Annotated in this window: 23 protein-coding genes; 9 read left to right on the top strand and 14 right to left on the bottom strand. The window is 68.0% G+C overall.

All coding sequences use genetic code 11. The features are described 5' to 3' along the window. The first annotated feature begins 32 nt into the window (after nt 1–32). The gene (hutU, locus tag ASC66_RS05095; RefSeq protein WP_055836376.1) at nt 33–1,766 is read left to right on the top strand and encodes a urocanate hydratase; all 1,734 of its coding nucleotides are present in this window, start codon (nt 33–35) and stop codon (nt 1,764–1,766) included. Nucleotides 1,767–1,859: 93 nt separating this feature from the next. Further along, entirely contained in the window at nt 1,860–3,071 is a 1,212-nt protein-coding gene (hutI, locus tag ASC66_RS05100; RefSeq protein ID WP_055835487.1) for an imidazolonepropionase, read from the top strand. A gap of 89 nt (nt 3,072–3,160) precedes the next feature. Here hutI and ASC66_RS05105 read toward each other — a convergent pair whose 3' ends face one another. The 10 genes from ASC66_RS05105 to ASC66_RS05150 form a co-directional block, all read right to left on the bottom strand. Beyond that, the gene (locus tag ASC66_RS05105; RefSeq protein ID WP_055835490.1) at nt 3,161–3,652 is read right to left on the bottom strand and encodes a SixA phosphatase family protein; all 492 of its coding nucleotides are present in this window, start codon (nt 3,650–3,652) and stop codon (nt 3,161–3,163) included. Nucleotides 3,653–3,752: 100 nt separating this feature from the next. Beyond that, complete coding sequence (kynU, locus tag ASC66_RS05110; RefSeq protein ID WP_055835492.1) at nt 3,753–5,027, bottom strand: kynureninase; 1,275 nt, start codon at nt 5,025–5,027, stop codon at nt 3,753–3,755. Beyond that, on the bottom strand, nt 5,024–6,070 hold the full coding sequence (locus ASC66_RS05115; protein ID WP_055835495.1) for an amidohydrolase family protein: 1,047 nt from the start codon (nt 6,068–6,070) through the stop codon (nt 5,024–5,026). The genes kynU and ASC66_RS05115 overlap by 4 nt, the downstream gene beginning before the upstream one ends. Nucleotides 6,071–6,075: 5 nt before the next feature. Further along, nucleotides 6,076–6,600 (bottom strand): 3-hydroxyanthranilate 3,4-dioxygenase, encoded by a 525-nt coding sequence (locus ASC66_RS05120; protein WP_055835498.1) that lies wholly within the window; start codon nt 6,598–6,600, stop codon nt 6,076–6,078. Further along, nucleotides 6,597–7,070: a RidA family protein gene (locus ASC66_RS05125; RefSeq protein WP_055835501.1), complete on the bottom strand. Its 474-nt coding sequence runs from the start codon at nt 7,068–7,070 to the stop codon at nt 6,597–6,599. The genes ASC66_RS05120 and ASC66_RS05125 overlap by 4 nt, the downstream gene beginning before the upstream one ends. After that, nucleotides 7,063–7,920: a 2-keto-4-pentenoate hydratase gene (locus ASC66_RS05130; RefSeq protein ID WP_200944718.1), complete on the bottom strand. Its 858-nt coding sequence runs from the start codon at nt 7,918–7,920 to the stop codon at nt 7,063–7,065. The genes ASC66_RS05125 and ASC66_RS05130 overlap by 8 nt, the downstream gene beginning before the upstream one ends. Beyond that, nucleotides 7,917–8,984: a 4-hydroxy-2-oxovalerate aldolase gene (gene dmpG / locus ASC66_RS05135; protein WP_055835504.1), complete on the bottom strand. Its 1,068-nt coding sequence runs from the start codon at nt 8,982–8,984 to the stop codon at nt 7,917–7,919. The genes ASC66_RS05130 and dmpG overlap by 4 nt, the downstream gene beginning before the upstream one ends. Then, the gene (locus ASC66_RS05140) at nt 8,981–9,925 is read right to left on the bottom strand and encodes an acetaldehyde dehydrogenase (acetylating) (protein WP_055835508.1); all 945 of its coding nucleotides are present in this window, start codon (nt 9,923–9,925) and stop codon (nt 8,981–8,983) included. The genes dmpG and ASC66_RS05140 overlap by 4 nt, the downstream gene beginning before the upstream one ends. Further along, a complete protein-coding gene (locus ASC66_RS05145) occupies nt 9,922–10,755 on the bottom strand; it encodes a 2-keto-4-pentenoate hydratase (protein WP_200944726.1) in 834 nt (277 codons plus the stop codon). The genes ASC66_RS05140 and ASC66_RS05145 overlap by 4 nt, the downstream gene beginning before the upstream one ends. Further along, nucleotides 10,752–12,230, bottom strand: a complete 1,479-nt coding sequence (locus tag ASC66_RS05150) for a 2-hydroxymuconic semialdehyde dehydrogenase (RefSeq protein WP_055835510.1) — start codon at nt 12,228–12,230, stop codon at nt 10,752–10,754. Before ASC66_RS05150 ends, ASC66_RS05145 begins: the two co-directional genes overlap by 4 nt. An 83-nt stretch (nt 12,231–12,313) precedes the next feature. Between ASC66_RS05150 and ASC66_RS05155 the strand changes: the two genes are divergently transcribed. Beyond that, complete coding sequence (locus ASC66_RS05155) at nt 12,314–13,288, top strand: LysR substrate-binding domain-containing protein (protein WP_055835513.1); 975 nt, start codon at nt 12,314–12,316, stop codon at nt 13,286–13,288. 13 nt (nt 13,289–13,301) lie between these two features. On the opposite strand, the gene ASC66_RS05160 is transcribed toward ASC66_RS05155, so the two are convergent. Next, a complete protein-coding gene (locus ASC66_RS05160) occupies nt 13,302–14,066 on the bottom strand; it encodes an aspartate dehydrogenase domain-containing protein (RefSeq protein ID WP_162243474.1) in 765 nt (254 codons plus the stop codon). A 143-nt stretch (nt 14,067–14,209) separates the two neighbouring features. Between ASC66_RS05160 and ASC66_RS05165 the strand changes: the two genes are divergently transcribed. The 6 genes from ASC66_RS05165 (at nt 14,210) to ASC66_RS05190 (ending at nt 22,633) form a co-directional block, all read left to right on the top strand. Continuing rightward, a complete protein-coding gene (locus tag ASC66_RS05165) occupies nt 14,210–15,829 on the top strand; it encodes an LVIVD repeat-containing protein (RefSeq protein WP_055835519.1) in 1,620 nt (539 codons plus the stop codon). 164 nt (nt 15,830–15,993) lie between these two features. Next, entirely contained in the window at nt 15,994–16,629 is a 636-nt protein-coding gene (locus tag ASC66_RS05170) for a PadR family transcriptional regulator (RefSeq protein WP_055835522.1), read from the top strand. Between the two features lie 34 nt (nt 16,630–16,663). Continuing rightward, entirely contained in the window at nt 16,664–18,163 is a 1,500-nt protein-coding gene (locus ASC66_RS05175; protein ID WP_055835526.1) for a DHA2 family efflux MFS transporter permease subunit, read from the top strand. Between the two features lie 162 nt (nt 18,164–18,325). Continuing rightward, nucleotides 18,326–19,540: an ABC transporter ATP-binding protein gene (locus ASC66_RS05180; RefSeq protein ID WP_162243475.1), complete on the top strand. Its 1,215-nt coding sequence runs from the start codon at nt 18,326–18,328 to the stop codon at nt 19,538–19,540. A 51-nt stretch (nt 19,541–19,591) separates the two neighbouring features. Beyond that, nucleotides 19,592–20,749 carry an ABC transporter substrate-binding protein gene (locus tag ASC66_RS05185; protein ID WP_055835529.1) on the top strand — a complete coding sequence of 386 codons (1,158 nt, stop codon included), beginning with the start codon at nt 19,592–19,594 and terminating at the stop codon, nt 20,747–20,749. 3 nt (nt 20,750–20,752) lie between these two features. Next, on the top strand, nt 20,753–22,633 hold the full coding sequence (locus tag ASC66_RS05190; RefSeq protein ID WP_082492023.1) for an ABC transporter permease: 1,881 nt from the start codon (nt 20,753–20,755) through the stop codon (nt 22,631–22,633). 15 nt (nt 22,634–22,648) lie between these two features. Here the strand turns inward: ASC66_RS05190 and ASC66_RS05195 are convergent, their stop codons facing one another. The 3 genes from ASC66_RS05195 to ASC66_RS05205 form a co-directional block, all read right to left on the bottom strand. Beyond that, on the bottom strand, nt 22,649–23,425 hold the full coding sequence (locus ASC66_RS05195) for a VOC family protein (RefSeq protein ID WP_055835537.1): 777 nt from the start codon (nt 23,423–23,425) through the stop codon (nt 22,649–22,651). Between the two features lie 120 nt (nt 23,426–23,545). Further along, the gene (locus tag ASC66_RS05200) at nt 23,546–24,406 is read right to left on the bottom strand and encodes an arginase family protein (RefSeq protein ID WP_082492076.1); all 861 of its coding nucleotides are present in this window, start codon (nt 24,404–24,406) and stop codon (nt 23,546–23,548) included. A gap of 255 nt (nt 24,407–24,661) precedes the next feature. Then, entirely contained in the window at nt 24,662–25,657 is a 996-nt protein-coding gene (locus ASC66_RS05205; protein ID WP_055835543.1) for an NAD-dependent epimerase/dehydratase family protein, read from the bottom strand. Nucleotides 25,658–25,706 lie beyond the last annotated feature (49 nt).

Genomic DNA, 25,706 nt, shown 5'->3' on the forward strand with positions numbered 1-25,706 from the left:
GCACACCGCATCTCCAGCACAAGGAAGTCATGATGACGCCAGCACAGTCACAGCCAGACACCGCCGACACCGCCGCGGGCCCCCGCCCGGTGCGCGCCGCCCGCGGAACGACCCTCAGCGCCAAGAGCTGGCAGACAGAGGGACCGCTGCGCATGCTCATGAACAACCTCGATCCCGAGGTCGCTGAGCACCCGGACGAGCTCGTCGTCTACGGCGGAACCGGCAAGGCCGCCCGCAGTTGGGAGGCCTACGACGCGATCGTGCGCACCCTGGAGACCCTCGAGAGCGACGAGACCCTGCTCGTGCAGTCGGGCAAGCCGGTCGGCGTGTTCCGCACCCACGAGTGGGCTCCGCGCGTGCTCATCGCCAACTCGAACCTCGTCGGCGACTGGGCGAACTGGCCGGAGTTCCGCCGGCTCGAGGCGCTCGGCCTCACCATGTACGGCCAGATGACGGCCGGAAGCTGGATCTACATCGGCACCCAGGGCATCCTGCAGGGCACCTACGAGACCTTCGCCGCGATCGGCGTCAAACTGGCCGAGGCCAGCGGGCTGAGCGCAGCGGATGCCGCCAACGCCAGCCTCGCCGGCACCCTCACCCTCACCGGCGGTTGCGGCGGCATGGGCGGCGCGCAGCCGCTGGCCGTCACCATGAATGAGGGCGTCGTGCTCATCGTCGACGTCGACGCCACCCGCCTGGCCCGCCGCGTCTCCAAGGGCTACCTCGACGAGATGACCGAGGACATCGACGACGCGATCGCCCGCGTGCTCGCGGCCAAGGCCGAGGGCCGGGCGCTCTCCGTCGGCCTCGTCGGCAATGCGGCAACGGTCTTCCCCGAGCTGCTGGCCCGCCGGGTGCCGATCGACATCGTCACCGATCAGACCAGCGCCCACGACCCGCTCGCGTACCTGCCGGAGGGTGTCTCCGTCGAGCAGTGGCGGGAGCTCGCGGCATCCGACCCGGAGGGCTTCACCGAGCGCGCCCGCGCCTCGATGGCCAAGCAGGTGCAGGCCATGGTCGAGTTCCAGGATGCCGGGGCCGAGGTCTTCGACTACGGCAACTCCATCCGGGCCGAGGCGCAGCTCGGCGGCTACGAGCGCGCATTCGAGTTCCCCGGATTCGTGCCCGCCTACATCCGCCCGCTGTTCGCAGAGGGCAAGGGCCCGTTCCGCTGGGCGGCGCTCTCCGGCGACCCGGCGGACATCGCCGCGACCGACAAGGCGATCCTCGAGCTGTTCCCCGAGGACGAGCACCTGCGCCGCTGGATCACCGCGGCCGGCGAGAAGGTGCACTTCGAGGGGCTGCCCGCCCGCATCTGCTGGCTCGGCTACAAGGAGCGCCACCTCGCCGGGCTCAAGTTCAACGAGATGGTCGCATCGGGCGAGCTCAGCGCGCCGCTCGCGATCGGGCGCGACCACCTCGACTCCGGCTCCGTTGCGTCGCCGTACCGCGAGACCGAGGCCATGGCCGACGGTTCCGACGCGATCGCCGACTGGCCGCTGCTGAACGCGCTGCTCAACACGGCATCGGGGGCCACCTGGGTCTCGATCCACCACGGCGGCGGCGTCGGCATCGGCCGCTCCATCCACGCCGGTCAGGTGATCGTGGCCGACGGCACCCGGCTCGCGGCGGAGAAGATCGCCCGCGTGCTGGTGAACGACCCGGGAACCGGCGTCATGCGCCACGTGGATGCCGGCTACCCGCGCGCCGTCGAGGTCGCCCGGGAGCGCGGGCTCCGCGTGCCGATGCTCCCCGACGTCGATTGAAGGAGCGCCAGCGACTGAAGCCCCGACACCGCTCAGGGCTTCAGTCGTTCCTCCCTCAGTCAGCGGGGAGAGAAATCACGAGAGGATTGCACGATGACGACGCTGCTCACCGACATCGGCCTACTGGTCACGAACGACCCGACGCTGGGAACCGGCCCGACCGGTGAGCTGACGGATGCCGCCGTCATCATCGACGGCGGCCGCGTGGCGTGGATCGGCGCGGCCGTCGACGCCGCGACCGCCATCGCCGAGCTCGGCCTCGGCCCGCTCGCCGGGATCGACAAGCAGAGCGCCGGCGGCGCCTGCGTCATCCCCGGCTTCGTCGACAGCCACAGCCACGTCGTGTTCGGCGGCGATCGCGCCGCCGAATTCGAGGCGCGCATGGCCGGGCGCAAGTACGAGGCCGGCGGCATCCGATCGACGGTCGCGGCCACCCGCGCGGCGAGCGACGCGGAGCTGCGGGCGCGGCTCTACGGTTTCGTCGACGAGATGCTCGCCCAGGGAACGACCACGCTCGAGATCAAGAGCGGCTACGGCCTCTCGGTCGAGAGCGAGGAGCGCCTGGTTCGGCTCGCCTCCGAGGTCACCGACGAGGTCACCTTCCTCGGCGCCCACGTCGTGCCGGCCGAGTACGCCCCGCGCGATGGCGGCGCAGACGAGTACGTCGAGCTCGTCACCGGTCCGATGCTCGAGGCCTGTGCCCCGCACGCCAAGTGGATCGACGTGTTCTGCGAGACGGGTGCATTCAGCGTGGAGCAGAGCCGACGCGTGCTGCAGGCCGGCATCGCGGCCGGCCTCAAGCCGCGGGTGCACGCGAGCCAGCTGGGCCCGGGCGACGGGGTGCGGCTCGCGATCGAGCTGGGTGCGGCATCCGTGGACCACTGCACCTACCTGAGCGACGAGGATGTGGCGGCCCTCGCCGCCTCGAGCACCGTCGCCACCCTGCTGCCGGGCGTCGAATTCTCGACCAGGCAGCCGTATCCGAGCGGGCGGCGCCTGCTCGACGCCGGCGTGACGGTGGCGATCGCCTGCGACACGAACCCCGGCTCGAGCTTCACCTCGTCGATGCCGTTCTGCATCGCCGTCGCCGTGCGCGACATGGGGATGACGCCCGCCGAGGCGCTGTGGGCGGCGACCGCCGGTGGCGCCGTCGCGCTTGAGCGCGCGGATGTCGGCCGGCTCATGCCCGGCACACGCGCCGACCTCGTGCAGCTGAAGACCCCCGGCTACGTGCACCTGGCCTACCGGCCCGGTGTCCCGCTGGTGCAGCGAGTCTGGAAGGACGGCACGCTCGTCGTCGGCTGAGAGCCGCAGAAAAAGGAGGAGCACGGCGTCGCGGGGTCTTTCAGGAGCCCCGGCTGACCTCTGCTCCTGTTTTTCTGTGAGCGACCCGCTCAGACCTCGGCGAGTTTGGGGGCGTCGTAGCGTTTGTTGAGCAGCGCGCCGGACTGGATGGCCTCCCAGGAGTCCCCGTCGAAGTGCAGCTCGAGCACCGCGCAGGTGGACATCGGCGGTGTCAATGGCGAGAACCGCCTGGCCAGGGTGTCCATCTCGGGGTTGTGGCCGACCACGACAAGGCAGTCGACGGTGTCATCCTGTGCACGGATCACGTCGAGCAGCCCGTCTGCGCTCGTCGCGTACAGCCGGTGGTCGACGACGAGTGCCTCGTCCGCGTCGAGTTCACGCGCGATGAGCTCCGCCGTTGTGCGGGCCCGTACGGCCGGACTGCTCAGGAGGACGTCGGGCTTGATGCCCCGCCGCGCCAGGCGCCTCCCCATTTTCGGCGCGTCGTGTTTCCCGCGCTCGTTCAGTGGGCGGGCCTCGTCGACGAGGCCGGGCACGTCCCAGCTGGATTTCGCATGCCGGATGAGGAGGAGCGTCTTCATGATGACCCCGCTTTCACCGCCGAGACTACACATGACGCCGCCCGCCGTCACCCCCAACCCAACCCAAACCCCAGGGCGAGGTGCTCGAGTGCGCCCGAGCTCAGGTGACCGCGCCGCGGCGGCTGAACCGCTCGGCACGCCAGCTCTCAGTTGCGAGGATGTCCTCAAGGATGGCCACCGCGTCCCACACGTCGGCGTGCGACACGTAGAGGGGCGTGAAGCCGAAGCGCATGAGATCCGGCGCCCGGAAATCGCCGATGACGCCACGCTCGATCAGCGCCTGCATCACCGGATAGCCGTCGTCGACCCGCAGGGCGACCTGGCTGCCGCGCACGGCGTGCTCGCGCGGAGTCACGACCTCGACGCCCCAGGGCGCCAGGCGGCTGTCGACGAGCGAGATGAAGAGATCGGTGAGCCGGAGGCTCTTGGCCCGCACCTGTGTCATGTCGACCTCGTCCCACAGCTCGAGGCTCGCCTCCAGGCCCGCCATCGACAACAGCTGGGGCGTGCCGACCCGAAACCTCGTGATGCCGGCGGACGGCGCGTAGTCGACGCCGAAGTCGAAGGGGCGAGCGTGCCCGTGCCAACCGCTGAGGGGTGGGTGCGCGGCGGCGTGGTGCCGCTCGGCGACCCAGATGAACGACGGCGAGCCGGGGCCCCCGTTGAGATATTTGTACGTGCATCCGATCGCGAAGTCGGCGTGCGCGCCGTTGAGGTCGACGGGGACGGCACCGACGCTGTGGCAGAGATCCCAGACCATGAGCGCCCCGGCCTCGTGGACCTTGCGCGTCACCTCCGCCATGTCGTACATGCGGCCCGTGCGGTAATTGACGTGGGTCAGCACGACAACGGCGACGTCCTGGTCGAGCACCTCGTCGAGGGAGGGGCCGTCGGCGTGGATCAGTCGGCGCTCGAGCGCACCATTCGCGTCGCCGAGCAGCTCCTGCACGCTCTCCAGCATGTACAGGTCTGTTGGAAAGTTGTCGCGCTCGGAGACGATGACCCGGCGCCCCGGGCGCAGCCGGGCTGCGGCGATCGCGACCTGGAAGAGGCTCGCCGATGTCGAGTCCCCTATGACGACTTCGCCCGGGCCGGCACCGATGAGAGGTGCGATCCGCTCGCCGAGAGTGCGCGGCTTGTCGAACCAGCCGGCGTCGTTCCAACTGCGGATGAGCCCAACCCCCCACTCCCGCGTCACGACGTCGTGGACGCGTTCGGCCGTCGCCTTCGGGAGCGCACCCAGGGAGTTGCCGTCGAGGTAGATCACACCCTCGGGCAGCTCGAAGCGGTCGCGGAACGCGGCGAGCGGGTCGGCGGCGTCGAGGGTTTCGCAGGCGAGGCGTGTCGTCAGCGTGTCGGTCGTGTCGATGGTCATGAGAGGTACGTCTCCTCCAGGGTGGTGGTCGTGGCGTTGACAGACGGTGCATCGAGGGCGAGGAATCGCAGCGCATTGCCCCGCCGGATGGCGGTCCTCTCGGCGCTGGTCAGGAAGTCGGCGCTCTCGAGGGCGGAGCCGACGGGCCGCTCGCCGAGAGGATACGGGTAGTCGCTTCCCACCATGACCTGATCGGCGCCGAGGGTTTCGACCAGGAGCCGCAGCGCGTTCGGGTCGAACACGACCGAGTCCACACTGAAGCGCTTCGTGTAGTGGGAGGGCGGGAGCGCACTCGTTGCGACGAGATCGGGACGTTGGTGCCACGCGTTCTCGAGTCGGCCGAGCCAGAATGCGAATGATCCGCCGCCGTGGGCGAACGCGATCCGGAGTGACTCGGGAACCCGGTCGAATGTCCCGCCAAGGATCATCGAGATGATCGACAGGTGGGTCTCAGCCGGCATCCCCGTCAGCCATCTCGCCATCCACCGCTCGAGTCGCGGCGAGGTCGGCATGTCCCAGGGGTGCACGAACACAGGGATCCCGCGCTCGGCGCAGTGTTGCAGGAAGACGACGATCCCCTCGTCGTCGAGGTCGCGGTCGCCGACATGGTTGCCGATCTCCACTCCGCGATGGCCGTTGGCGATGCATCGATCGACCTCCGCACAGGCGGCGTCGGGATCTTGGAGGGGAACCTGCGCGAACGGGAGCAGGCGGTGCGGCGCCGGGGCGCAGATGTCGAGGGCGAGGTCATTGAAGATGCGCGCGACCTTGACGGCCTCGTCTCCGGACTTGTCGTAGGAGAAGAAGAGTGGCGTCGGCGAGACGACCTGACGCTCGACGCCGTCGGCATCCATGTCGGCCAGACGCACCTCGGCGTCCCAGCAGTCGGCACCGATCGGACGGAACTCGGTCTCACCGAGCATGATCATCGCGTCGCGCTCGGAGTCGACCCGCAACGACGGCCAAAGCCCCGGCCCGACCCGTGCAGACAGGTCAGGCCAGGCGCTCGGCACATAGTGCGTGTGGATGTCGATGGTGCCCACTGGGGTCAGCCTTTGCCGGGGTGGACGCTGCCGCACTCGGGGCAGGTGCGCCCCTCTTCACTCTCGTAGAACGCGCGGAACACGGGCGGCAAGTCTTCGACGATGTCGCGCACCTGCAGCTCCACCTCGTGCACTTTCGTGGTGCAGTTCGGGCAGAACCAGGCGAACTTCTCGAAGGTGCCCTCCTCGCGGATGCGCTCAATGACGATGCCGATCGAGCCGGCCTCCGGGCGCTGCGGAGAGTGGTAGACGTTGCCGGGCAACAGCCACATCTCGCCCTCGCGGATGTCGATCCGCTGTGGACCGTCCTCGGTCATGATGTTGACGTGCATGTTGCCGCGGTACTGGTAGAACCACTCCTCGTAGGGATCGAAGTGGTAGTCGGTACGCTGGTTCGGGCCGCCGACGACCTGCACGATGAAGTCGCCCATCGGCGCCCAGGCCGCCTTGTTGTTGACGGGCGGCTTGAGCAGATGCTCGTGCTCGCGGATCCAGGCAGGGAAGTCGATGACGGGTGGGATGGTGCTCATTTCTCCTCCTCGAGAATTGTCGTGCTGATGGGGTGGGTGGTCTGGGCCCCCGGGACGCCGAGCCGAGCGATTGCCTGGATCTCGATGCGCAGATGCGGGTGGGGCAGGGCGTGTACCGCGACGGTTGTGCGGGCGGGGCCGGTCTCGTCAAAGTATTCCGCCCACACGGCGTTGTAGCCGGCGAAGTCGTTCATGTCGACGAGATAGCTCGTGACCTGCACGAGGTCTTCGAGTCTGCAGCCCGCCGCGGCGAGCACCGCGCGGATGTTCTCCAACACGGCACGGGTTTGCGCCTCGATGTCGAGGTGGGTGGTGCCGAATTCGTCGACGATGACCCCCTCGAAGCTGTTGTCGGCGCGGCGGCTGGATGTGCCGGACACGAATACCAGATCGCCCGAGATCTGTGCGTGTGGGAACCGCCCGCGGGGGGTCGCACGTCCGGCAACGGTGATGGCACGGGGTTCAGACATCTCTCTCGTCCTCCTGATCGTTGCCGCCGTCCACGTGCACGGCGACCCGGCCGAGTCCGGCGATACTCGCCTCGACGAATCCGCGGCGCGGCAGAGGGACGGCGGCGGTCGCGGCGCCCGCGAGCAGGATCATCCCGGCGCGGAGGGCGAAGCCATGGGCGGATGCCAGGCGGCGGGCTGCAGCGATGGCCCGGTGCGGATGGCCGAGCACCGCCGCGGTCGAGCCGGTCTCGACGAGGTGACCGTTGACCTCGAGGCCCACCCCGCGATTGCCGAGGTCGGCGGCGAGTGCCGGGTCGACCCAGGGCCCGATCACGAAGGCAGCGGCCGAGGTGTTGTCGGCGACCACGTCATCAAGCGAGAAGCGGAAGTCCAGGTAGCGCGAATCGATGATCTCCAGGGCCGGGGCGACGCCCGCGATCACAGCGGCGAGCGCGCGTTCGTCGGAGAGGTTCGTGTCGTCGAGATGTGGGTCGTCGAGATCTGTGTCGTCGAGATCTGCCCCGAGCAGATATGCCACCTCGGGCTCGATGCGGGGATGGATGCAGGCGCGCCGGTCGAACCGGCCGCCGTCATCGACCCGCATCGCGTCGGTGATGGTGCCGATGATGACGTCATCGACCCCCATCTGCCGAGCCTTCGCGAGACTCGTGAAACCGAGCTTCACGCCGGCGATGCGCTCACCGCGGCCCTGGCGGCGTGCGAGGATCGCGTGCTGCACGGCATAGGCGTTGGCCAAGCCGAGTTCTCCTCGGGCCGAGAGCTGCTCGACGGGCGTCGCCGAGCGCTGCGCGTCGTCGAGAACATCTGCGAATGCAGCGAGGGTCGACGCCGCGGCCAGCCCGCTCACGCGGCGCCTCCGGACGCAGCGAGGCGCGCGGCGACGAGGTCGAGGGCGACATCGACGATCATGTCCTCCTGCCCTCCGACCATCTTGCGGCGGCCGAGTTCGATCAGGATGTCGCGGGCATCGAGCCCGTGACGCAGAGCCGCACGCTCGGCGTGCAGCAGGAAGCTCGAGTACACACCGGCGTAGCCGAGGGTGAGGGTCTCACGGTCGACCCGCACCGGGCGTTTTTGCAGCGGGCGGATGAGCTCCTCCGCTGCATCCTGGAGGGCGAACAGCTCGCAGCCGTGTTGCCACCCCATCAGATTGGCAACCGCCACGAACGCTTCGATCGGAGTGTTGCCCGCACCGGCACCCTGCCCGGCGAGCGAGGCGTCCACACGGTAGGCGCCGTGCTCGACCGCCGTGATGCTGTTCGCGTTGCTGAGCGAGAGGTTCTCGTGCGCGTGGATGCCGATCTGGGTGTCGGGCTCGAGCACCTCGCGGTAGGCGTCGACTCGGTCGGCGACGCCCTGCATCGTGAGTCGCCCTCCGGAATCGGTCACGTACACACAGTGCGCACCGAAGGATTCCATCAGCTTCGCCTGCTGTGCCAGAGCGCGCGGATCATTGAGGTGGCTCATCATGAGGAACCCCGAGACATCCATGCCATTGTCGCGGGCCCACGCGATGTGCTGGGCCGCGACATCAGCTTCAGTGCAGTGCGTCGCAACCCTGACGCTCTGCACGCCGAGGTCGCGGGCGCGTCGGAGCTGTTCGATCGTGCCGATGCCGGGAAGGATGAGCGTGGTGAGCTTGGCGCGGGTGATGACGGCAGCGGCCGCCTCGATCCACCGCTCGTCTGTGTTCGCTCCGTGCCCGTAGGTGATGCTCGAACCGCCGAGTCCGTCGCCATGGGAGACCTCGATCGCATCGACGCCCGCCGCATCGAGCGCGGCCGCGATCTCGCTCACCTGCTCCAGGGTGTACTGATGCCCGACGGCGTGCATGCCGTCGCGGAGGGTGACGTCCTGGACGTACACGGCCGGGGTCGCGGACTGCTCGGCGAACCGATCTGTGCTGCTCATGCGGAGGCTCCCGTTCGCTCGACGGTTCGGCGCCGCGCGACGAGCCGCTCGGCGGTGCGCAGAGCGGCAGACGTCATGATGTCGAGGTTTCCGGCGTACTCGGGCAGGTAGTGGCCCGACCCCTTGACCTCGAGGAAGATCGAGACCTTCGTGCCACGGAATGGCCGATCGAGCGCCGGCACATATGCTTCATCGACCGCGTCGAACTGCACCTCCTGTTTGAGGAGGTACCCCCCGACGTAGCCACGGACATCAGCCGCCATCGCCTCGACCGATTCGCGGATGGCGGCCTCGTCGACCGCACCCTCGACCAGGCAGACGACGGTGTCACGCATGACGATCGGAGGCTCGGCGGGATTCAGGACGATGATCGCCTTGCCGCGCTCTGCTCCCCCGACGGCCTCGATCGCCCGCGCCGTCGTCTCGGTGAACTCATCGATGTTCGCCCGCGTGCCCGGCCCAGCCGACCGCGACGCGATCGATGCGACGATCTCGCCGTAGGCGACGGGGCAGACACGCGAGACCGCGGCAATCATCGGCACCGTTGCCTGGCCTCCGCACGTCACCATGTTGACGTTGTCGGAGTCGAGGTGTGCGTCGAGATTGACCGGAGGGATGACGTAGGGACCGATCGCCGCCGGCGTGAGGTCGACCATGACTCGGCCGTGCGATCGCACGACGGCGTCATTGTGCACGTGCGCGCCCGCCGAGGTCGCGTCGAATACGAGCTCGATGTCGGCGAACTCGGGCATGAGCACGAGCCCCTCAACGCCCTGATGGCTGGTTGCGATCCCGAGCCTGCGCGCACGGGCGAGGCCGTCGGACTCGGCGTCGATGCCGATCATCGCGGCGACGTGCAGCGTCTCTGAGAGGCGAATGACCTTGATCATGAGGTCGGTGCCGATGTTGCCCGATCCGATGATGGCGACTCCGGTGCTCATGCTGTCGTTCCTTTGCTTCGGGGCTTCGTGGCGGTGTCGGCGCCGAACACGGCGCGCACCTCACCGAGGCCATCGATCCGCGCGCGGAACACGCCCGGCTTGCTCACGGCGACCATGGGACCGAGGGCACCGGAGAGGACGACCTCGCCGGCACGCAACGGGCTGCCGTGTCTGGCTGCGGTGCGAGCGAGCCAGGCCACGGCGGTGACGGGGCTGCCGAGGCATGCCGCGCCCGACCCCGTCGAGAGCACCTCGCCGGCGTGGTCGAGGCTCATGCCGATGTCGGTGAGATCGAATCCGTCGAGTGTGCGCGGGGTCGTGCCGAGTACGACCGCTCCGCTTGAGGCGTTGTCGGCGATCGTGTCGGCGATGCGGATGTCCCACCCGGCGATCCTCGAGTCGACGACCTCGATCGCGGGGAGGACGAACTCGGTCGCACGCAACACATCGGCGACGTTCGAGCTGGGGGAATCGAGGTCGTGCCCGAGGACGAAGGCGACCTCGGCTTCGACGCGGGGCTGGAGGAAGCGGCCGAGATCCAGTAGCTCGCGATCTGCGGCGATCATGTCATCGAACAGCGCGCCGTAGTCCGGGGTGTAGACCCCGAACTGGGCTTGCACCGCCGGCGAGGTGAGGCCGATCTTGCGGCCGACGAGGCGATGCCCAGCGGCCAGGCGGCGAGCAGTACCGAGCGACTGCACGGCGTAGGCCGCGTCTTGGTCATCGCCGATGAGGTCGCGCACCGGTGCGCACGGCACGCCGGTCTCGTGGACGGCGCGCAGCCGAGCGTCGGCGCGCTGCACCGCCTGCTCGCTGGCTGCGGCGTTCACAGCTGCACGCACACATTCGTGGGTTCGGTGTAGAACTCGATCGAGTGCTGACCGCCTTCGCGCCCGATGCCAGAAAGACCGGTTCCGCCGAAGGGACTGCGGAGGTCACGCAGGTACCAGGTGTTCACCCACGACATCCCGACCCGCATGCGCTGCGCGACCCGGTGGCCCCTGGCCAGATCGCTGGTCCAGGTCACGGCGGCCAGACCATACTCGGTGTCGTTGGCCAGCGCGATCGCCTCGTCCTCAGTGTCAAAGGGGATCAGCGCGGCGACCGGCCCGAAGACCTCTTCACGCACCGCGCGGTGCGAGTTGTCGAGCCCTGTCCACAGCGTCGGCTGAATCCAGGAGCCGGAGTCGAGGCCGTCGCCGAGCGTCGGGATGCCGCCACCGGCGAGCACCGTGGCGCCCTCGGCCCTGGCGAGCTCGAAGTACGAGAGCACCTTCTCGCGATGAGCCTGCGAGATCAGCGGACCCGTCGTCGTCGCCGGATCGCCTGGACGGCCGAGGCGCAAGCGACCGGCGTGTTCGGCAAGGCCGGCGGCCACGTCGTCGAAGACCGCCCGCTCGACGTAGATCCGCTCGGTGCACAGACACACCTGTCCGGTGTTCAGGAACGTCGAGCGGGCAAGCCCTGCGATGGCGGCGTCGAGATTGGCATCGGCGAAGACGACGGCCGCGTTCTTGCCGCCGAGCTCGAACGAGACGGGGCGCACGCGCGGGGCCACGGCCCGCATGATGGCGGAGCCGGTCGAGGATTCGCCGGTGAAGGTGACGCCGTCGATTCCGGGATGCGCAGTGAGGTACCCACCGGCCGAGCCCTCGCCGAAGCCGTGCACGACGTTGACCACGCCGGGCGGGACGCCGGCCTCGCTGAGAATCTCAGCGAGGAGCGTCGCGGATGACGGAGTTTCCTCAGACGGTTTGACCACCACGGTGTTGCCGGAGGCCAGCGCCGGGGCGAGCTTCCAGGTGAGGAGCAGGAGCGGCAGGTTCCACGGGACGATCACCGCGACCACGCCGAGCGGCTTGCGAATGGCATAGTTCAGTGCGCTTCGCCCATCGGGAAGCTCGGTCAGGTACGAGTCGAGGCCCGCCGCCGAGACGGTGTCGGCGAAGGAGCGGAAGTTCGCAGCGGCCCTGGCGACATCGAGGTCGCGAGCGAGCGCCTCCGGCTTGCCGGTGTCACCGACCTCAGCCGCGACGAGTTCGGCGGAACGGCGATCGATCGTGTCGGCGATCCGGCGCATGATCTGCGCGCGCTCCCCGACCGACATCCGCCCCCACGGGCCTTCGAGCGCTGCGCGGGCCGCGGCGACAGCACGCGCGACCTCCTCGGGGCCGGCTTCGTGCACCTCGCCGATGAGCGAGCCGTCGATGGGGTTGAACTTGTCGAAGGTGCGCACGCCGTCAACGAACTCACCGCCGATGAAGTTGCGGATCTGGCGCGGCTGCGTCGACGCTGAGGGAGACATGACTTCAGGCTAGGAGTCCGGGTCCATGCCAACAAATGCCCTCTCTTGGCGCTGCCATGCCTATTCGGCTATAGTCCGATTCTGTGAGCACTGACCGCCTCCTTGACGGACGCTTGAAGATCCGACACCTCGTCCTCGTCATCGCCATCGCCGACGAGGGCACGCTCGTGCGTGCGGCTGCCTCGCTTCACATCACCCAGCCGGTCGTCACCCGCGGCTTGCGCGAAGTCGAGGAGCTGCTCGGGGTGCCGCTCTTCGACCGACTTCCACGCGGCGTCGCGCCGACCCAGTATGGGCACTCGTTCATCGCACGCGCCCGCTCCGTGCTCGCCGAACTGCGCATTGCGGACGAGGAGGTGCGCCTGCTGCAGTCTGGCCGGCTCGGCACCGTCACCGTCGGCACCCACCTCGCCGGCTCGAATCTGCTGCTGCCGCGCGCCATCGCCGGACTCAAGGCCGAGCACCCCCGGCTGACCGTGGTCGTGCGCGAGGGCACGCCAGACACACTCCAACAGCTGCTGCTCGCCGGCGACCTCGATCTCACGGTCGGCCGACTCTCGTCGACCGTGCCGGTGCGGCTCGTGCAGGAACGACTCCACCACGAGCCGATCCGGCTCGTCGCGCGCGTCGGGCATCCCGTGCACGGTCGCTCGAAGATCTCCCTCGCCGATCTCGTCGACTTCCCGTGGATCTTCCCGGTCGCACAGACCGCCCTGCGTGCCGAGCTCGAAGCCGTGTTCTTCCACGAAGGGCTCCCCCTGCCTGCGGACCGGGTCGAGTGCACCTCGATGCTGACCCTGCGCAATCTTCTGGTGTCAACCGACGTCATCGCCGCATTGCCGATGTTCATCGCGGTCGACGACCGGGAGCTGGGCATCCTCCCGACCCCGCTGAGTTCCATTCGACGCGCCGTGGGTGTCACGCTGCCCAAGGATCGCGCGCCATCACCGGCGGCGGCGGCGCTGCTGGGGCACCTACGCGAAGAGGGAGCGCGGCTCGCCGAGCTCGAACGCGAGATCGCGCAGTCCGAGCTCGCGGCCGCGACTGCTCAGCGCTGACGACCGGCCGCGGTCAGCCGAAGCAGAGCCCAGGGCGGCCGCCCACGTGCATCATCAGCGAATGAACGATCGCATCCGGCATCTCGGAGCCTGACACCCCAAGCATGGGCTGGCTCTTGGTCACTCGCAGCGTGCCGCCGTCCTCGCCGATCGCCTCGAACTCGAGGGTGGCGAATGTCTGAGACGGATCGCTGATGAGCACGGCTCTGCTGGCATCGAGCCCGGCCGTGGCCAGGGCGAACGTCACCATCGCGTTGACATTGCGCGGATACCGCGCAGCGATGCCGCGCACCGCGCCGTCGTAGAGAACCGAGACCGCCGTGGAATCGGCGGGGGGCGGTTCGAAGGCATGCGGCGGCTTCACGAAAGTGATGGATGCGCTCCGCCAGGTCGACGGCCGGCCGGCGAGCGCCTCGAGGCCGGCGAGAGCGCCGTACGGGACGACGATACGCCTTCCGTGCCGCCGGGCGGTGGCAATGAGATTCTCGCGCTGGCGGTCATCGACCAGAGCTCCGGCTGACACGACCATGAGGTCCGCGTGCTCCAGAATCTGCGCGCCGTGGTTCGCGATGATCTCGGGATGGGCTGCCTCAATCACGAGATCGGTGGCTCTCAAGTGAGCGGGCGTGAGCGCCGCTATCGCTGCGCCGTCCGGCCACGGCGCGTCGGGGATCGGCGTGCGAGTGAGTACGAATGACAGCTCAAGGCCGTCGGTGGCCGAAATGTGGTCCACCACATGCTTCCCGATGGCCCCAAACCCAATAACGCCGATTTTCACGATCGTCCCCAATTCTCTTCCGTTCGACCCCCATCGGGGCTGATCCGGCCAGCGCATCTGACGGCACCCTGTTGACAGATTTTGGATTTTGGATACAGTTTCTCTCAATTGCACTCTCACTTCAAGCCAAACCTGGAGGCGACATGGCCGGCTCTCCGTACGTGCCCGACGCGAAGAAATACGACCCCAAGGACTTCGAGCGTGTCGCTGGCGAGCCAGCCGATCCCGATCCCGCGAGTTGGGGCATGCAGCCGGACGGGTCATTCCTGCCTCCGGCGCATACGCCCTCTGTGCCGCGCGACGTCTTCGTCGACTGGCCAGGGCAGCTCCCCTACCGCGATCCAGCCACCTACGCGCTGAACGCGACCGCCGAAGCGTTCTACCCCATCGTCGTCAACACGAGCCATTCGTGGCAGGCGATCTACGACTGGGACGACCGTCGCTACATGCTGCACTACGGCGGCGGAAATCGCTGGAACGTCTACGACATCACCGACCCGCGGGCGCTGACCATCGTCGACGAGGAGACTCTGCCGTGGACCGGTCCGAGCTTCGGCGCGGTGACGATCCAGTGGAACGAACAGCTCGGCAAGCACATCGCCATCCAGGCCAACGAGACCCCGAGGTACTTCCTCAACGGCCGCGTCGCCAACAAGTGGACCGACCCAACAGTCGAGGGCCAGCTCCACGACTGGGAGGGCCTGCGCGGATTCCGAGTGTTCGAGGTCAACGGCCCGACCCCGCGCGACTGGACGCTCCTCACCGAGGTCTCGACCGACCCGAACCACGGGCCGGACGAGATCCAAGAAGGCAACGGCGTCTTGGACCTGCCGGTGTACTACGGCGACAAGTACCTGTTCGTGGCCACCGCACCGGACAACACCTTCACCAACCAGCCGTACAAGACCACTCTGTGGGCCGCCGGCCACGCCGCATACGACGTCTCAGACCCGGCCAACCCGGTGCACCTCTCCACCTGGTGGGTGCCGGGCAGCCGCGCCGGGGAGGAGGCGGATTCGCCGTATCTGGCGAACAATGAGCGCTGGAACAACAAGACGTCCTGGTTCGGCTCCAGGATGGGCATCTTCATGCCGCGGTCGGTCGAATCGGGGTGGAACTACGGCTACGCCGCGCAGGGTGGCCAGGGCTTCTTCGTCCTCGACGTGTCCGATCCCGCGAACATGCAGCACGTCGGATGGTGTGACCTCCCGGCGAGTGTGGCTGGCACGGAGGGCGACAACGTCGACACGACCCAGGTGGAGGAGACCGGCTACGTCTACGTCTCCGGGTACCCCATGAACACCGACTGCTACGAGCCCGCCAAGGAGATCTATCAGATCGACGTCAGCGACCCGACCCGGCCGACATTGGTCCGGACCCTGCCCCGCCCCATGCCGCCGGCCGAAGCGCCATTCACCGACTGGGCGCAGCGCCGCGGCTCCTTCGGGCCGAAGCGCTCGGGCTATTTCATCAACACCGGCACCCCGCACGGCGGCGTCATCCCCTACGCGTTCTATGCCGCTGGCCTCCAGATCTTCGATGTGCGCGATCCAGAAGACCCGAAGGTCGGGGCATACTTCGTCCCACCGATGGGTCTGAAGGACGATGACGATCTCGCCGCGCCGGTCCACGGCATCTTCGTGGAGTGGGATCGAAACCTGATCTGGGTGTTCGCCAACCACGGCATCTACGCCGTCTCGACGCCCCTGTTGGGCGAGCCGGTCGTCGGATTGCCTGCCGCCAGCTCCTCCGCCGCGGGCTAGCCCGCCACGCCCCTCGACCGGTGCCGCCGCAGCGATGATTTCGCGGCGGCGCCGCTCAAGGACCCCCGAAGCGGCCGGAAGAATCAACCCTTGCCACACGGTTGTTCCATGCGTATTATTCCGAGCGGAATATTAATTTCCGCCGAAGAGACGAGGAATGGCCGATGGCGCGACTCACACCGCTCGCAGTCTCCACCCTGGCGCTGCTCGCCGAGCGCGAGATGCATCCGTACGAGATGTACCAACTGATGATCCGCCGCCGCGAGGACCGCGTGATCAAGGTGAGCGCCGGCTCGCTCTACCGGGCTGTTGAGCGGCTCGCATCCGACCGACTCATCGCCGCCAATGGGATTGAACGCGCAGGCCACCGCCCCGAGCGAACCGTCTACGCGATCACGGATGCCGGCCGCGAGGCCCTGCGCGAAACGCTCGCCGAGATGCTGAGCACGCACGTCAACGAGTACCCCCAGTTCCCGGTCGCCATCCGCGAGGTGCGCAATCTGCCTGCACCCGATGTGGCGCGGCTACTCCGTGGCCGGCTTGCGGAGATCCGGGAGGCGATCCGATTCATGGACGCCGCCCTTGAACGCATCGCCGAGAAGGCGCTCGACCGCTACTTCGTGCTCGATGTGCACTACACCCGCGCCATGCTCGAGGCCGAGTCGCACTGGATTGCGCAGACGATCGGCGAGCTCGATTCCGGCGAACTGAGCTGGCCCGACGATCCGGCTGTGGCCGAGGCACCCGCCGCGGCATCCACCCATTCAGAAGCGTCGCCTGAGCCGCACAGCCGCGGTTGAGCGCACTCGCGCCTCCCAAGCAAGAAAGCCGTCTATGAACCAGATCGCCAAACCGTGGCCCGCCCTCTGGGCGCTCGTCATCGGCTTCTTCATGATCCTCCTCGACTCGACCATCGTGTCCATCGCGAACCCCGCGATCATGCGCGACCTCGACGCCGACCTCACCGCGGTCATCTGGGCGACGAGTGCGTACCTCCTCGCCTACGCCGTGCCGCTGCTCATCACCGGCCGTCTCGGCGACCGATTCGGGCCCAAACGCGTCTATCTCGTCGGCCTCGTGGTCTTCACCCTCGCCTCGCTCTGGTGCGGCCTCTCCGGCGACATCGGCATGCTCATCGCGGCGCGCGCGATGCAGGGTTTCGGAGCCGCGCTCATGACTCCGCAGACGATGGCGGTCATCACGCGGATCTTCCCGCCCACTCAGCGCGGTGCGGCCATGGGCCTCTGGGGAGCGGTCGCCGGTGTCGCGACACTGCTCGGACCGATCCTCGGCGGCCTGCTCGTCGATTCCCTCGGCTGGGAATGGATCTTCTTCGTCAACCTGCCCGTCGGAATCATCGCGTTCATCGCGGCCTTGCGCCTCGTGCCAAACCTCCCGACCCACTCCCACCGCTTCGACTGGCTGGGCGTCGCACTCAGCGCCATCGGTATGTTCCTCCTCGTCTTCGGCATCCAGGAGGGCGCACGGTACGACTGGGGCACGATAGTCGGCCCGATCACCGTCTGGGGCCTCATCATCTCGGGACTCGTCGTTCTCCTGGCCTTCGTGCTGTGGCAGCGATTCAACACGGCCGAACCGCTGCTGCCACTCAGCCTGTTCGCCGACCGCAACTTCTCGCTCTCGAACGTGGCGATCTCCCTTGTGGGTTTCGCCATCACGGCGATGCCGCTGCCCCTCGCGTTCTACTTCCAGATCGCCCGCGGCCTCGAGCCGACGCAGGCCGCGCTCATGCTCGTTCCGATGGCCCTCATCTCGGGCGTGCTGGCCCCGCTGGTCGGCAGGTTCAGCGATCGCCTGGATCCGAAGTGGATCGCGTTCTCCGGCTTCTCGATCGTCACGCTCGCTCTCGGCCTGTACGTCGTGCTCATCACGCCGGATGTCGCGCTCTGGGTGCTCTTGCTGCCCTCCGCGCTGCTCGGCGTCGGCATCTCGGGCATCTTCGCCCCGCTCGCCTCGACCGCCACCCGCAACCTTCCACGGTCTCAGGCCGGCGCCGGATCCGGCGTCTACACCATGACCCGCCAGCTCGGCTCTGTGCTCGGTTCGGCGGCGATCGCATCGCTGCTGAATGCGCGCCTCGCGGCCGAACTCCCCGACGTTGACACGGCTGCGGGAGGCACGCTTCCCCCCTCGATCGCCGAGGGGTACTCGGCGGCGATGTCGCAGTCGCTCCTGCTCTCGGCGGTCACGTTCGGACTCTGTGCGCTCGTGGTGTTGTTCTTCGCGAAGCCCAAGGTCACCGTCGCCTGGGGCGATGCACCGAAAGATGCGACGGCTGCGCCCGTGTCGATTCCCGCCGGTTCCGAGCGATAGCGACGAGCGGTCAGAGGGCTGAGCCATAGCTTTTCTGATCGGACCGATGCCGATTCGCTCAGCGGGCCTGTGGGCCATTGCCCTGAACCGAGATCCGTGTTTTGCTTTCCCCCATCCCGGATCGAACTGGATCCAGAATACAAAAATTAGAGGAGTCCGTCAGTGTCGACGTCGCACCAGGAACGCCCGCAGACCGCGGGCGTGAGCGCCCCCGTCCACGCCGTCACCGAGCGGCGAGTGGCGAGCGCGGCCAAGCCAACGCGTGATGGAGGCGGTCGTCTCGTCGTCGAAGGTCTCGAGAAGCAGTACGAACTCGACGGCACTGCGATCCCGGTCGTCAAGGGCGTCACCTTCACCATCGAGCCCGGGACGTTCTACTCCCTGCTCGGCCCCTCCGGATGCGGGAAGACGACCACCCTGCGCTGCGTTGCGGGCCTGGAGAACAGCAATGGCGGACGCATCTCGCTGGATGGCAGGGTGCTCTCCACCGGCACCGAGCACGTGTCGCCGGACAAGCGTGACGTGGGAATGGTGTTCCAAAACTATGCGATCTGGCCGCACATGAGTGTCCTCGCCAACGCGGTCTTCCCGCTCCAGGTGTCTCGGGGCAGGCTGCCGAAGAAGGAGGCCACGAAGCGCGCGATGGAGGCGCTGGAGATCGTGCAGCTCGACGAGTTCGCTCAGCGGCCGGCGACAGCGCTCTCCGGCGGCCAGCAGCAGCGCCTCGCACTCGCCCGTGCGCTGGTGCACCGGCCCCGACTGCTGCTGCTCGACGAACCGCTCAGCAACCTTGATGCGAAGCTCCGCGACACCATGCGCAACGAGCTCCGCAGCCTGCAACAGCGCCTCGGGATCACCGCGCTCTACGTCACGCACGACCAATCCGAGGCCTTGTCGATGTCTGACCGCGTCGCGGTGATGAATCAGGGTCGCATCGTGCAGGAGGCAACGCCTCGGGATCTGTATTTCAAGCCCGCTGACCGCTTCGTTGCCGACTTCGTCGGCCGGGTGAACATGATCTCGGCCGTGGTTCGCGGCCGGAGCGCGAACGGAGACGCACTCGTCGAGGCGTTCGGCACACGGCTGATCACGCCCTGCCCGAGCGAGGTCGGGACCGGCCGCGAGGTGACCATCACCTTCAGGCCGGAGAGCGTGCGTTGGCACGACGTCGCACCCGATCTCCCGAACGTGGTTCCGGCCCGAGTGGTGCGCGTGGAGTTCCTGGGCGAGATCGTGGAGTTCGAGGTAGAGATCCTGAGCGGACAGACCGTGGTGGGCAGCCTCGTCGCGCGCGGAGCTCCGTTGAACTCGCCCTCCACGGGCAGCGAAATCTACATCGAACTCGCGCCACACAGTTGTCGTGTGCTGGCCGCCTGATCGCACCACCCCACAACACGCAACAGATCAAGTCAGAGAGGACTTTCGATCATGGTCAAACGCAACACACTCGTCGCGACAGCGGCGGTAGGGCTGCTGTTCCTCAGCGCCTGCGCGGGAACATCCGAAGCGACTCCGGAGGCGCTCCCGACCGGAGCCGGAGCATCGGACGCCACCTGCGACGCCTCCCAGCTGGGTGCCATCACCCGGTGCGAGAACTTCTATGAGGACTTCTGGCCGGGAATCGACTCCCAGTTGGACACCATCTACGAAACGGCGAAGGCCACTGATGGCGGACGCCTGGTGATCTGGGACTGGTACGAACAGTCTCCCGAGGTGGTTGCCGAGTTCAACAAGCGCTTCCCCGACATCACGATCGAGTCCCGCGGGCTCACCTACAACCTGTCGTCGGCGATCATCTCGGCGAAGGCGACCGGAGAGCGCAACACCGACATCGTGTCCGGCTCCATCGTCACGACCGCCCCGATGTACGACGAAGGCTACTGGGAGAAGGTCGACTGGACGGAGTTCGGCGTACCGGAAGAGTTCCTGACCATCGGTGCCCCCGAGATGGTGCCCGACAGCATCAACGGCTCCCTCATGCAGTACAACTCGGACAAGATCGAGGTGCCTGACTCGCTGGACGGCCTGCTCGATCCGAAGTACGAGGGCAAGGTCTCCATCGCCGGCTACAACCCCGTCGTCTTCGAGGCCTATGGGATGGCCGAGGGCGAGGAGGCCATGGTCGACCTGATCACCGAGCTGAAGTCGTCCGGCACGATGCAGCTGATGGAGGATCAGAACACACCGCTCTCCAGCGGTGATGTGCCGATCTCGCTGAACCAGACCCTGTTCAACCCGAACCCCTCGCTGAAGGTTGCTCCGTTTGAACACGCCGGCGTCTGGGCGCAGTTCTCTGGCGTGAATGTCGATGCCAAGAACAAGGCTGCAGCCATGCTGTGGATTCTCTGGAACTCCTACGACCCGGATTGGCTCGAGCTGCGCATGACGGACGAGCGATTCGCCACCACCCAGGTGCCGTACGCGGGCCTCCCGCAGTCGCTCTTCGACCAGTCCACGGGACTCATGAAGACGAACGCCGAGGCGCTGCTACTGGGCCTCGAGACGGGCGCAGGGACAGAGACGCAGGCCGAGCGAGACGCCTGGATCGCCATGGTCGGCGCAGCCGACGAAGCACTGAACGGATAGTAGATGTTTCAGGTAGGACGGACCACGAAGGCCGCGCGTTCTCGGCCGACCACGATGACGGTTGCGATGATCATTGCCGGAACGGTGATCTTCCTGGTTCTCGCGATCCCGCTGATCGTGCAGATCATCACGGCGTTCCGTGGTCCGTTCCTACCGTTCGGAGTGCCCTCCGCAGAGTGGACGACGGAGAACTTCGTCACCCTGTGGAGCCTGCGCGAAGACTTCTGGGCGGTACTGGGCTCCACTGCGGCTTTCGTGGGCGGCTCGACGGTGCTCTCACTGCTCATGGCCTTCGGGCTTGCCTGGGTCACTGTGCGCACGGATGCTCCGGCGCGCCGGATCATCTCGGTGTTCGTCATCGTGCCGTTCATCATCCCGCCCATCGTCAAGGCCCAGGCGTATCTGCTGATGCTCTCGCCGGAGACCGGCATCCTCAATCAGCTGCTCCGCCTGCTGCCGTTCACCGGCGATGTGCCGATCGACCCCTATGCCTTCTCCACGATGATCGTCATCCAGTCGCTCACGAACGTGACGTTCCCGTACCTGATGATCGTCCCCCTGCTGACCAACATGGATGGATCCCTCGAGGAATCCGCCCGGGTGTCCGGTGCGTCCTGGGCCCAGACACTCCGGCGAGTCACCCTGCCGATGCTGTGGCCCGGCCTGCTCGGCGTCATGGTCCTGACCTTCATCCTGGGGATCGGAAGCCTCGAAGTCCCGCTCTTGTTCGGACAGGAATCGGGCAAGGACATCTTCGCGCTCAAGCTGTGGACGCTCATCGGCTCACGGGCAGGCCAGCTGCCGCAGTATGGCCTCGCGGCCGCCTGGGGTGTCATCTTCCTGGTGATCACGACGATCGCTTTCGTGATCTATCTGAGGGCGACCAGGAACGCCGAGCGCCGTGCATCCGTGACCGGCAAGGGCTTCAAGCCGACGGTGATGAAGCTCGGGGCCTGGCGCGCCCCCGTGCTCACGGCGATCTTCATCTTCATTCTGCTGACCGCGGTGATCCCGCTGTTCGCCCTGCTCTGGGCCGCGATCACCCCGTACCCGATCGGCTTCTCGTTCTCTGCCCTGTTCGAGCTGACGCAGTTCACCTCATTCGGGGCGGTGTTCAGCGACCCGGAGTTCTGGGCATCACTCGGCCGCACACTGATCATCGCCGGTGGCAGTGCGACCATCGCGTGCATCGCGGCGACGGTTCTCGCCTACGGAATCGCACGGGGCAAGAAGACGTTCCGCTCGAAGGCCATGGACTTGTTCGCCTCGTCCTCGGTGGCGATCCCGGCGACGATCGCCGGCTTCGCCATGTTCCTCACCTTCATGGTCATCAATCCATGGATCCCGCTGGCGGGCACAGTCGCCGCGCTGGTCATCGCATACTCCTATCGAGTGTCCATCGCCTACCGCGGCGGGTACAGCGCCACGATGCAGATCAAGATGGAGCTGGAGGAGGCCGCGATGACGAGCGGCGCCACCCGGTTCGAGGGGTTCCGGCGGATCGTCGGCCCGCTGCTGATGCCGACCGTCTTCGCCGTGTGGATTCAGATGTTCATCCTCGGAACGAACGAGTTCACACTGCCGGCGTTCATGGCGACGCCGGAGTCCCGGCCGATTTCGGTGTACATGTACGCGATGATCAACCCGCGCTCGGCGCAGATCTATGCCCCGGACAAGGGCGCCGCGATGGCGCTGATATTCACCCTGCTGGTGTTCGCGATCGGCTACGGCCTGCAGTGGCTCGTGTCGCTGGCCGCAATCGGTCGTGCGAAGCGTCGTGTCACCGATCTCGCCATGCCGCCGAGACTCGAGGAGGCACCCGAGGATGCATCGGCCACCGTCTCAATCGCGGTGCAGGAGCATCGAGACCTGGTCAGGCGGTGAATCCGCGACAGCGGTTCAGTCCGTGACGCTGGTCAGCTTGAAGTAGGCGCCGGTCGAGTCGGTGACCCCGGCCAGCCGCCCGAATGGCGTGTCCTCCGGCGCCTCGATCACCTCGCCGCCGTGCGCCAGAATGCGGCCGAGGGTGGCGTCGACGTCCAGCACTCCGAAGTACACCTGCCAGTTCGATGCGACGCCATCGCGGAGATGCCGCGACGCATCCATGATCCCGGCGCGCGGCACGCCGTCGGCCACGAAGCGGCTGTACCGGAAGTCGTCGCTGTCGCCCATTGATTCCATCGTCCAGCCGAGCGCGCGCTCGTAGAAGGCGACGGACTCCGTGTATTCGCGTGTGTGCAGCTCGTGCCAGACCGCGGATCCGGGCCGCCCGAACATCCCAAATCCCTCATGCTCGCCGGGCTGCCAGAGGCCGAACGCTGCGCCGCCGGGATCGACCGCGATTGCGCTCGTGCCCATCTCCGGCACCACCATCGGCGGGGCCACGAGGCTGCCACCGGCCGTCTCGACTGCGGATGCCGCTGCCACGGCATCCGGAGCCAACATGTAGGTCATCCAGTTGTCCGTGCCCGCCGCCCCGGCGGAGTTCTTCATGAGCCCGGCGAGTTTCTTGTTCGAGCGGTAGAAGGTGATGTAGCCGTCGGCATCGCTGTGGTCTCCCGCGACGGCTTCCCAGTCGAAGACCTCGACGTAGAACGCGAGCGACTGTTCGACGTCCGAGCTGGCGAGCTCCACCCAGCAGGGGGCTCCCGGCACCGTGTTCACGTGATCGGGCATGAGTCGTCTCCCATCGATCGTGTCCGCCCCCGCACCGGGGCCCGTCGACGCGGCGTCGACGCGACAGGGCAAGGCTACGCCGCCGTCCGACTGTCGGAAAGGTGTAGCCGGGGCCTGGCCTCAGCGCAGCGCGAGCCCGGCCGCCACCTCAAGTACGCAGAGCGCGGCGAGGCGAACGGTGCGGCCGTCCTCGGCATCCGCGGTGGAATCGACCTCGGCGATGTCGACAGAGCGCACGCGCCGGTCGGCACCGGCGGCGCGGGCGGCCAGGCGCAGCTCGTAGGCGGAGATGCCGCCGGGAACCGATGCGGGGCAGCCGGGGGCGACGGAGCGGTCGCAGACGTCGACATCGAGGTCGACGTGCACCGGACCGCCGCCGGCACCGGCGATGTCGAGCGCCTCGGCCATCACGTCGCTCATCGGTCGGCGGTGCAACTCATCGCGGTGCACGACGGTGATGCCCAAGTCGCGGGCGCGCTCGGCGTAGCGACGGGAGTTCGCGAAGTCGGCGATGCCGATCTGCACGATCCGGGTTCCGGCGAGGCCGGCCTCGACGAGACGGCGAACGGGCGAGCCGTTGTTGACCCCGTCGCGCAGGTCGTAGTGCGCGTCGAGTGTCACCAGGCCGGCGCTCGGCAAGGCGTCGCCCCAGGTTCCGAGAGCCGAGGCGACGGTCACCGAGTTGTCACCACCAAGCGCTATGACCACGTCGGCAAGGGCGGCGGCCCGCGCCACCGCGGCCAGCGCGCGCTTCTCGCCCTCCGGCCCGTCCGGTTCGTGCACGTTGCCACAGTCGACGATGGTGAGGTCGGCGATCGAGCGGATGCCCTCGCGCACGCCGCGGTCGGCGATGATTGCGTCAGAGTAGCGGGGCAGCACCGCGCGGATGGCGTCGGGCGTCTCGCCGGCGTTGGTGGTGGAGAGCGAGGTGCGCCAGGCCGGCAGTCCGATCATGGCCAGGTCGACGTGCGCGCCCGGCATGAGGGCGTCCGGCGCCGGCCAGCCGCCGGTTCGCGGCCAGAGCGGGTCGTGCGGGAGGGCGGGCGAGTGGGGTGTCTGCGTCGTCACAGCTCGACGTTAGCAATGCGGATGCCGCAGCGACAGGCATCCGCGTCGCCGCGTGTCTGCGCCCCCAGACGCCCACGCCCGCCTGATGCCGCAATCGCGAGTTGGCGCAATCCGCCCCTTCGCGCGCGCCCACGGGGCCGATTGCGCCAACTCACCGGAGGACGGGTCTCAGCGTGCCGCGGCGAGACGCCGCAGCAGCTCGGCTTCGCGCTCGGCGCTCAGGCCCGCTCGCCGCGCACGGGCGAGGCCCCGGCTTCGTTCCCACTCGAGCACATCGCTGAGCAGCTCGGCGCGCGGCCGGTGCGTGAGCCCTGCGGCCTCCGCGGCCCGCCCCGATCGGGCCGAGAACCCGGCGAAGTCCGGGTCGGGGAGCCACAAGGCCAGCGACTCCTCCCCCATGAACTCCTCGACGCCGTTGGCCAGGAGCCAGGCGGATGACGCGAGAACAGCATCGCCGCGATGGCCGCCGATCCGGCGGCTCTCCTCGATCCACTCGCCCAGCGGCACCACCGGTCCGACGGTGTTGACGGTGCCGTGCAGCCGGCGTTCGGCGGAGTCGACGATGAAGGCGACGAGATCACGCACGTCGATGACCTGGGTCGGCAGGGCCGGCTCGTCCGGCACCAGGAGCGGGGCATCCGGCGCACGCGCGGCGCGCGCGACCCAGGCCCCGCTGCGCCCGGTGTGGTCGCCGGGGCCGCCGATCACTCCCGGTCGCAGGATGAGCAGCTTCTCAACGAGCGCGGCACGGGAGGCCAGCTCGACCGCCGCCTTGGCCTCGCCGTACTCCGACTTCTCCGCCCGGTTGGCCTGCAGCGGTTGGTAGGTGGCGGCCGACTCGTCGGCGCCGACGTCGGCAGCCGAGGCGTAGACGCTGGTCGAGGAGATCAGCGTCCAGTGCGCGGCCCGGTCGCCGAGCGCCGCCAGCGCCTCCCGCACGAAGGCCGGCTGCCACGAGATCTCCACCACGGCGTCCCAGTCACGGTCGGCGACGGCCGCGTAGGCGTCGGGGCGCGTACGGTCGGCGACGACGAGCGTCGCGGCATCCGGAACCGGCCCGGACTCCCCTCTCGCCAGGGCGGTGACCCCATGCCCACGGGCCAGGGCCTCGCGGGCGATCTCTCGGCCGAGCCAGGCCGTTCCACCCAGAATCAGAATCTGCATGCGCCCATCTCAGCAGAGGCGTTCGCTGTTCGGCAGCCCTGTTCTCTGC

The organism is Leifsonia sp. Root4 (assembly GCF_001425085.1).
Taxonomy (GTDB): Bacteria; Actinomycetota; Actinomycetes; order Actinomycetales; family Microbacteriaceae; genus Microterricola.

Coding starts and splice junctions, on each gene's coding strand:
- hutU (WP_055836376.1), top strand. CDS start 33: ATGACGCCAGCACAGTCACAGCCAGACACCGCCGACACCGCCGCGGGC.
- hutI (WP_055835487.1), top strand. CDS start 1,860: ATGACGACGCTGCTCACCGACATCGGCCTACTGGTCACGAACGACCCG.
- ASC66_RS05105 (WP_055835490.1), bottom strand. CDS start 3,652: ATGAAGACGCTCCTCCTCATCCGGCATGCGAAATCCAGCTGGGACGTG.
- kynU (WP_055835492.1), bottom strand. CDS start 5,027: ATGACCATCGACACGACCGACACGCTGACGACACGCCTCGCCTGCGAA.
- ASC66_RS05120 (WP_055835498.1), bottom strand. CDS start 6,600: ATGAGCACCATCCCACCCGTCATCGACTTCCCTGCCTGGATCCGCGAG.
- ASC66_RS05125 (WP_055835501.1), bottom strand. CDS start 7,070: ATGTCTGAACCCCGTGCCATCACCGTTGCCGGACGTGCGACCCCCCGC.
- dmpG (WP_055835504.1), bottom strand. CDS start 8,984: ATGAGCAGCACAGATCGGTTCGCCGAGCAGTCCGCGACCCCGGCCGTG.
- ASC66_RS05140 (WP_055835508.1), bottom strand. CDS start 9,925: ATGAGCACCGGAGTCGCCATCATCGGATCGGGCAACATCGGCACCGAC.
- ASC66_RS05150 (WP_055835510.1), bottom strand. CDS start 12,230: ATGTCTCCCTCAGCGTCGACGCAGCCGCGCCAGATCCGCAACTTCATC.
- ASC66_RS05165 (WP_055835519.1), top strand. CDS start 14,210: ATGGCCGGCTCTCCGTACGTGCCCGACGCGAAGAAATACGACCCCAAG.
- ASC66_RS05170 (WP_055835522.1), top strand. CDS start 15,994: ATGGCGCGACTCACACCGCTCGCAGTCTCCACCCTGGCGCTGCTCGCC.
- ASC66_RS05175 (WP_055835526.1), top strand. CDS start 16,664: ATGAACCAGATCGCCAAACCGTGGCCCGCCCTCTGGGCGCTCGTCATC.
- ASC66_RS05185 (WP_055835529.1), top strand. CDS start 19,592: ATGGTCAAACGCAACACACTCGTCGCGACAGCGGCGGTAGGGCTGCTG.
- ASC66_RS05190 (WP_082492023.1), top strand. CDS start 20,753: ATGTTTCAGGTAGGACGGACCACGAAGGCCGCGCGTTCTCGGCCGACC.
- ASC66_RS05195 (WP_055835537.1), bottom strand. CDS start 23,425: ATGCCCGATCACGTGAACACGGTGCCGGGAGCCCCCTGCTGGGTGGAG.
- ASC66_RS05200 (WP_082492076.1), bottom strand. CDS start 24,406: ATGCCGGGCGCGCACGTCGACCTGGCCATGATCGGACTGCCGGCCTGG.
- ASC66_RS05205 (WP_055835543.1), bottom strand. CDS start 25,657: ATGCAGATTCTGATTCTGGGTGGAACGGCCTGGCTCGGCCGAGAGATC.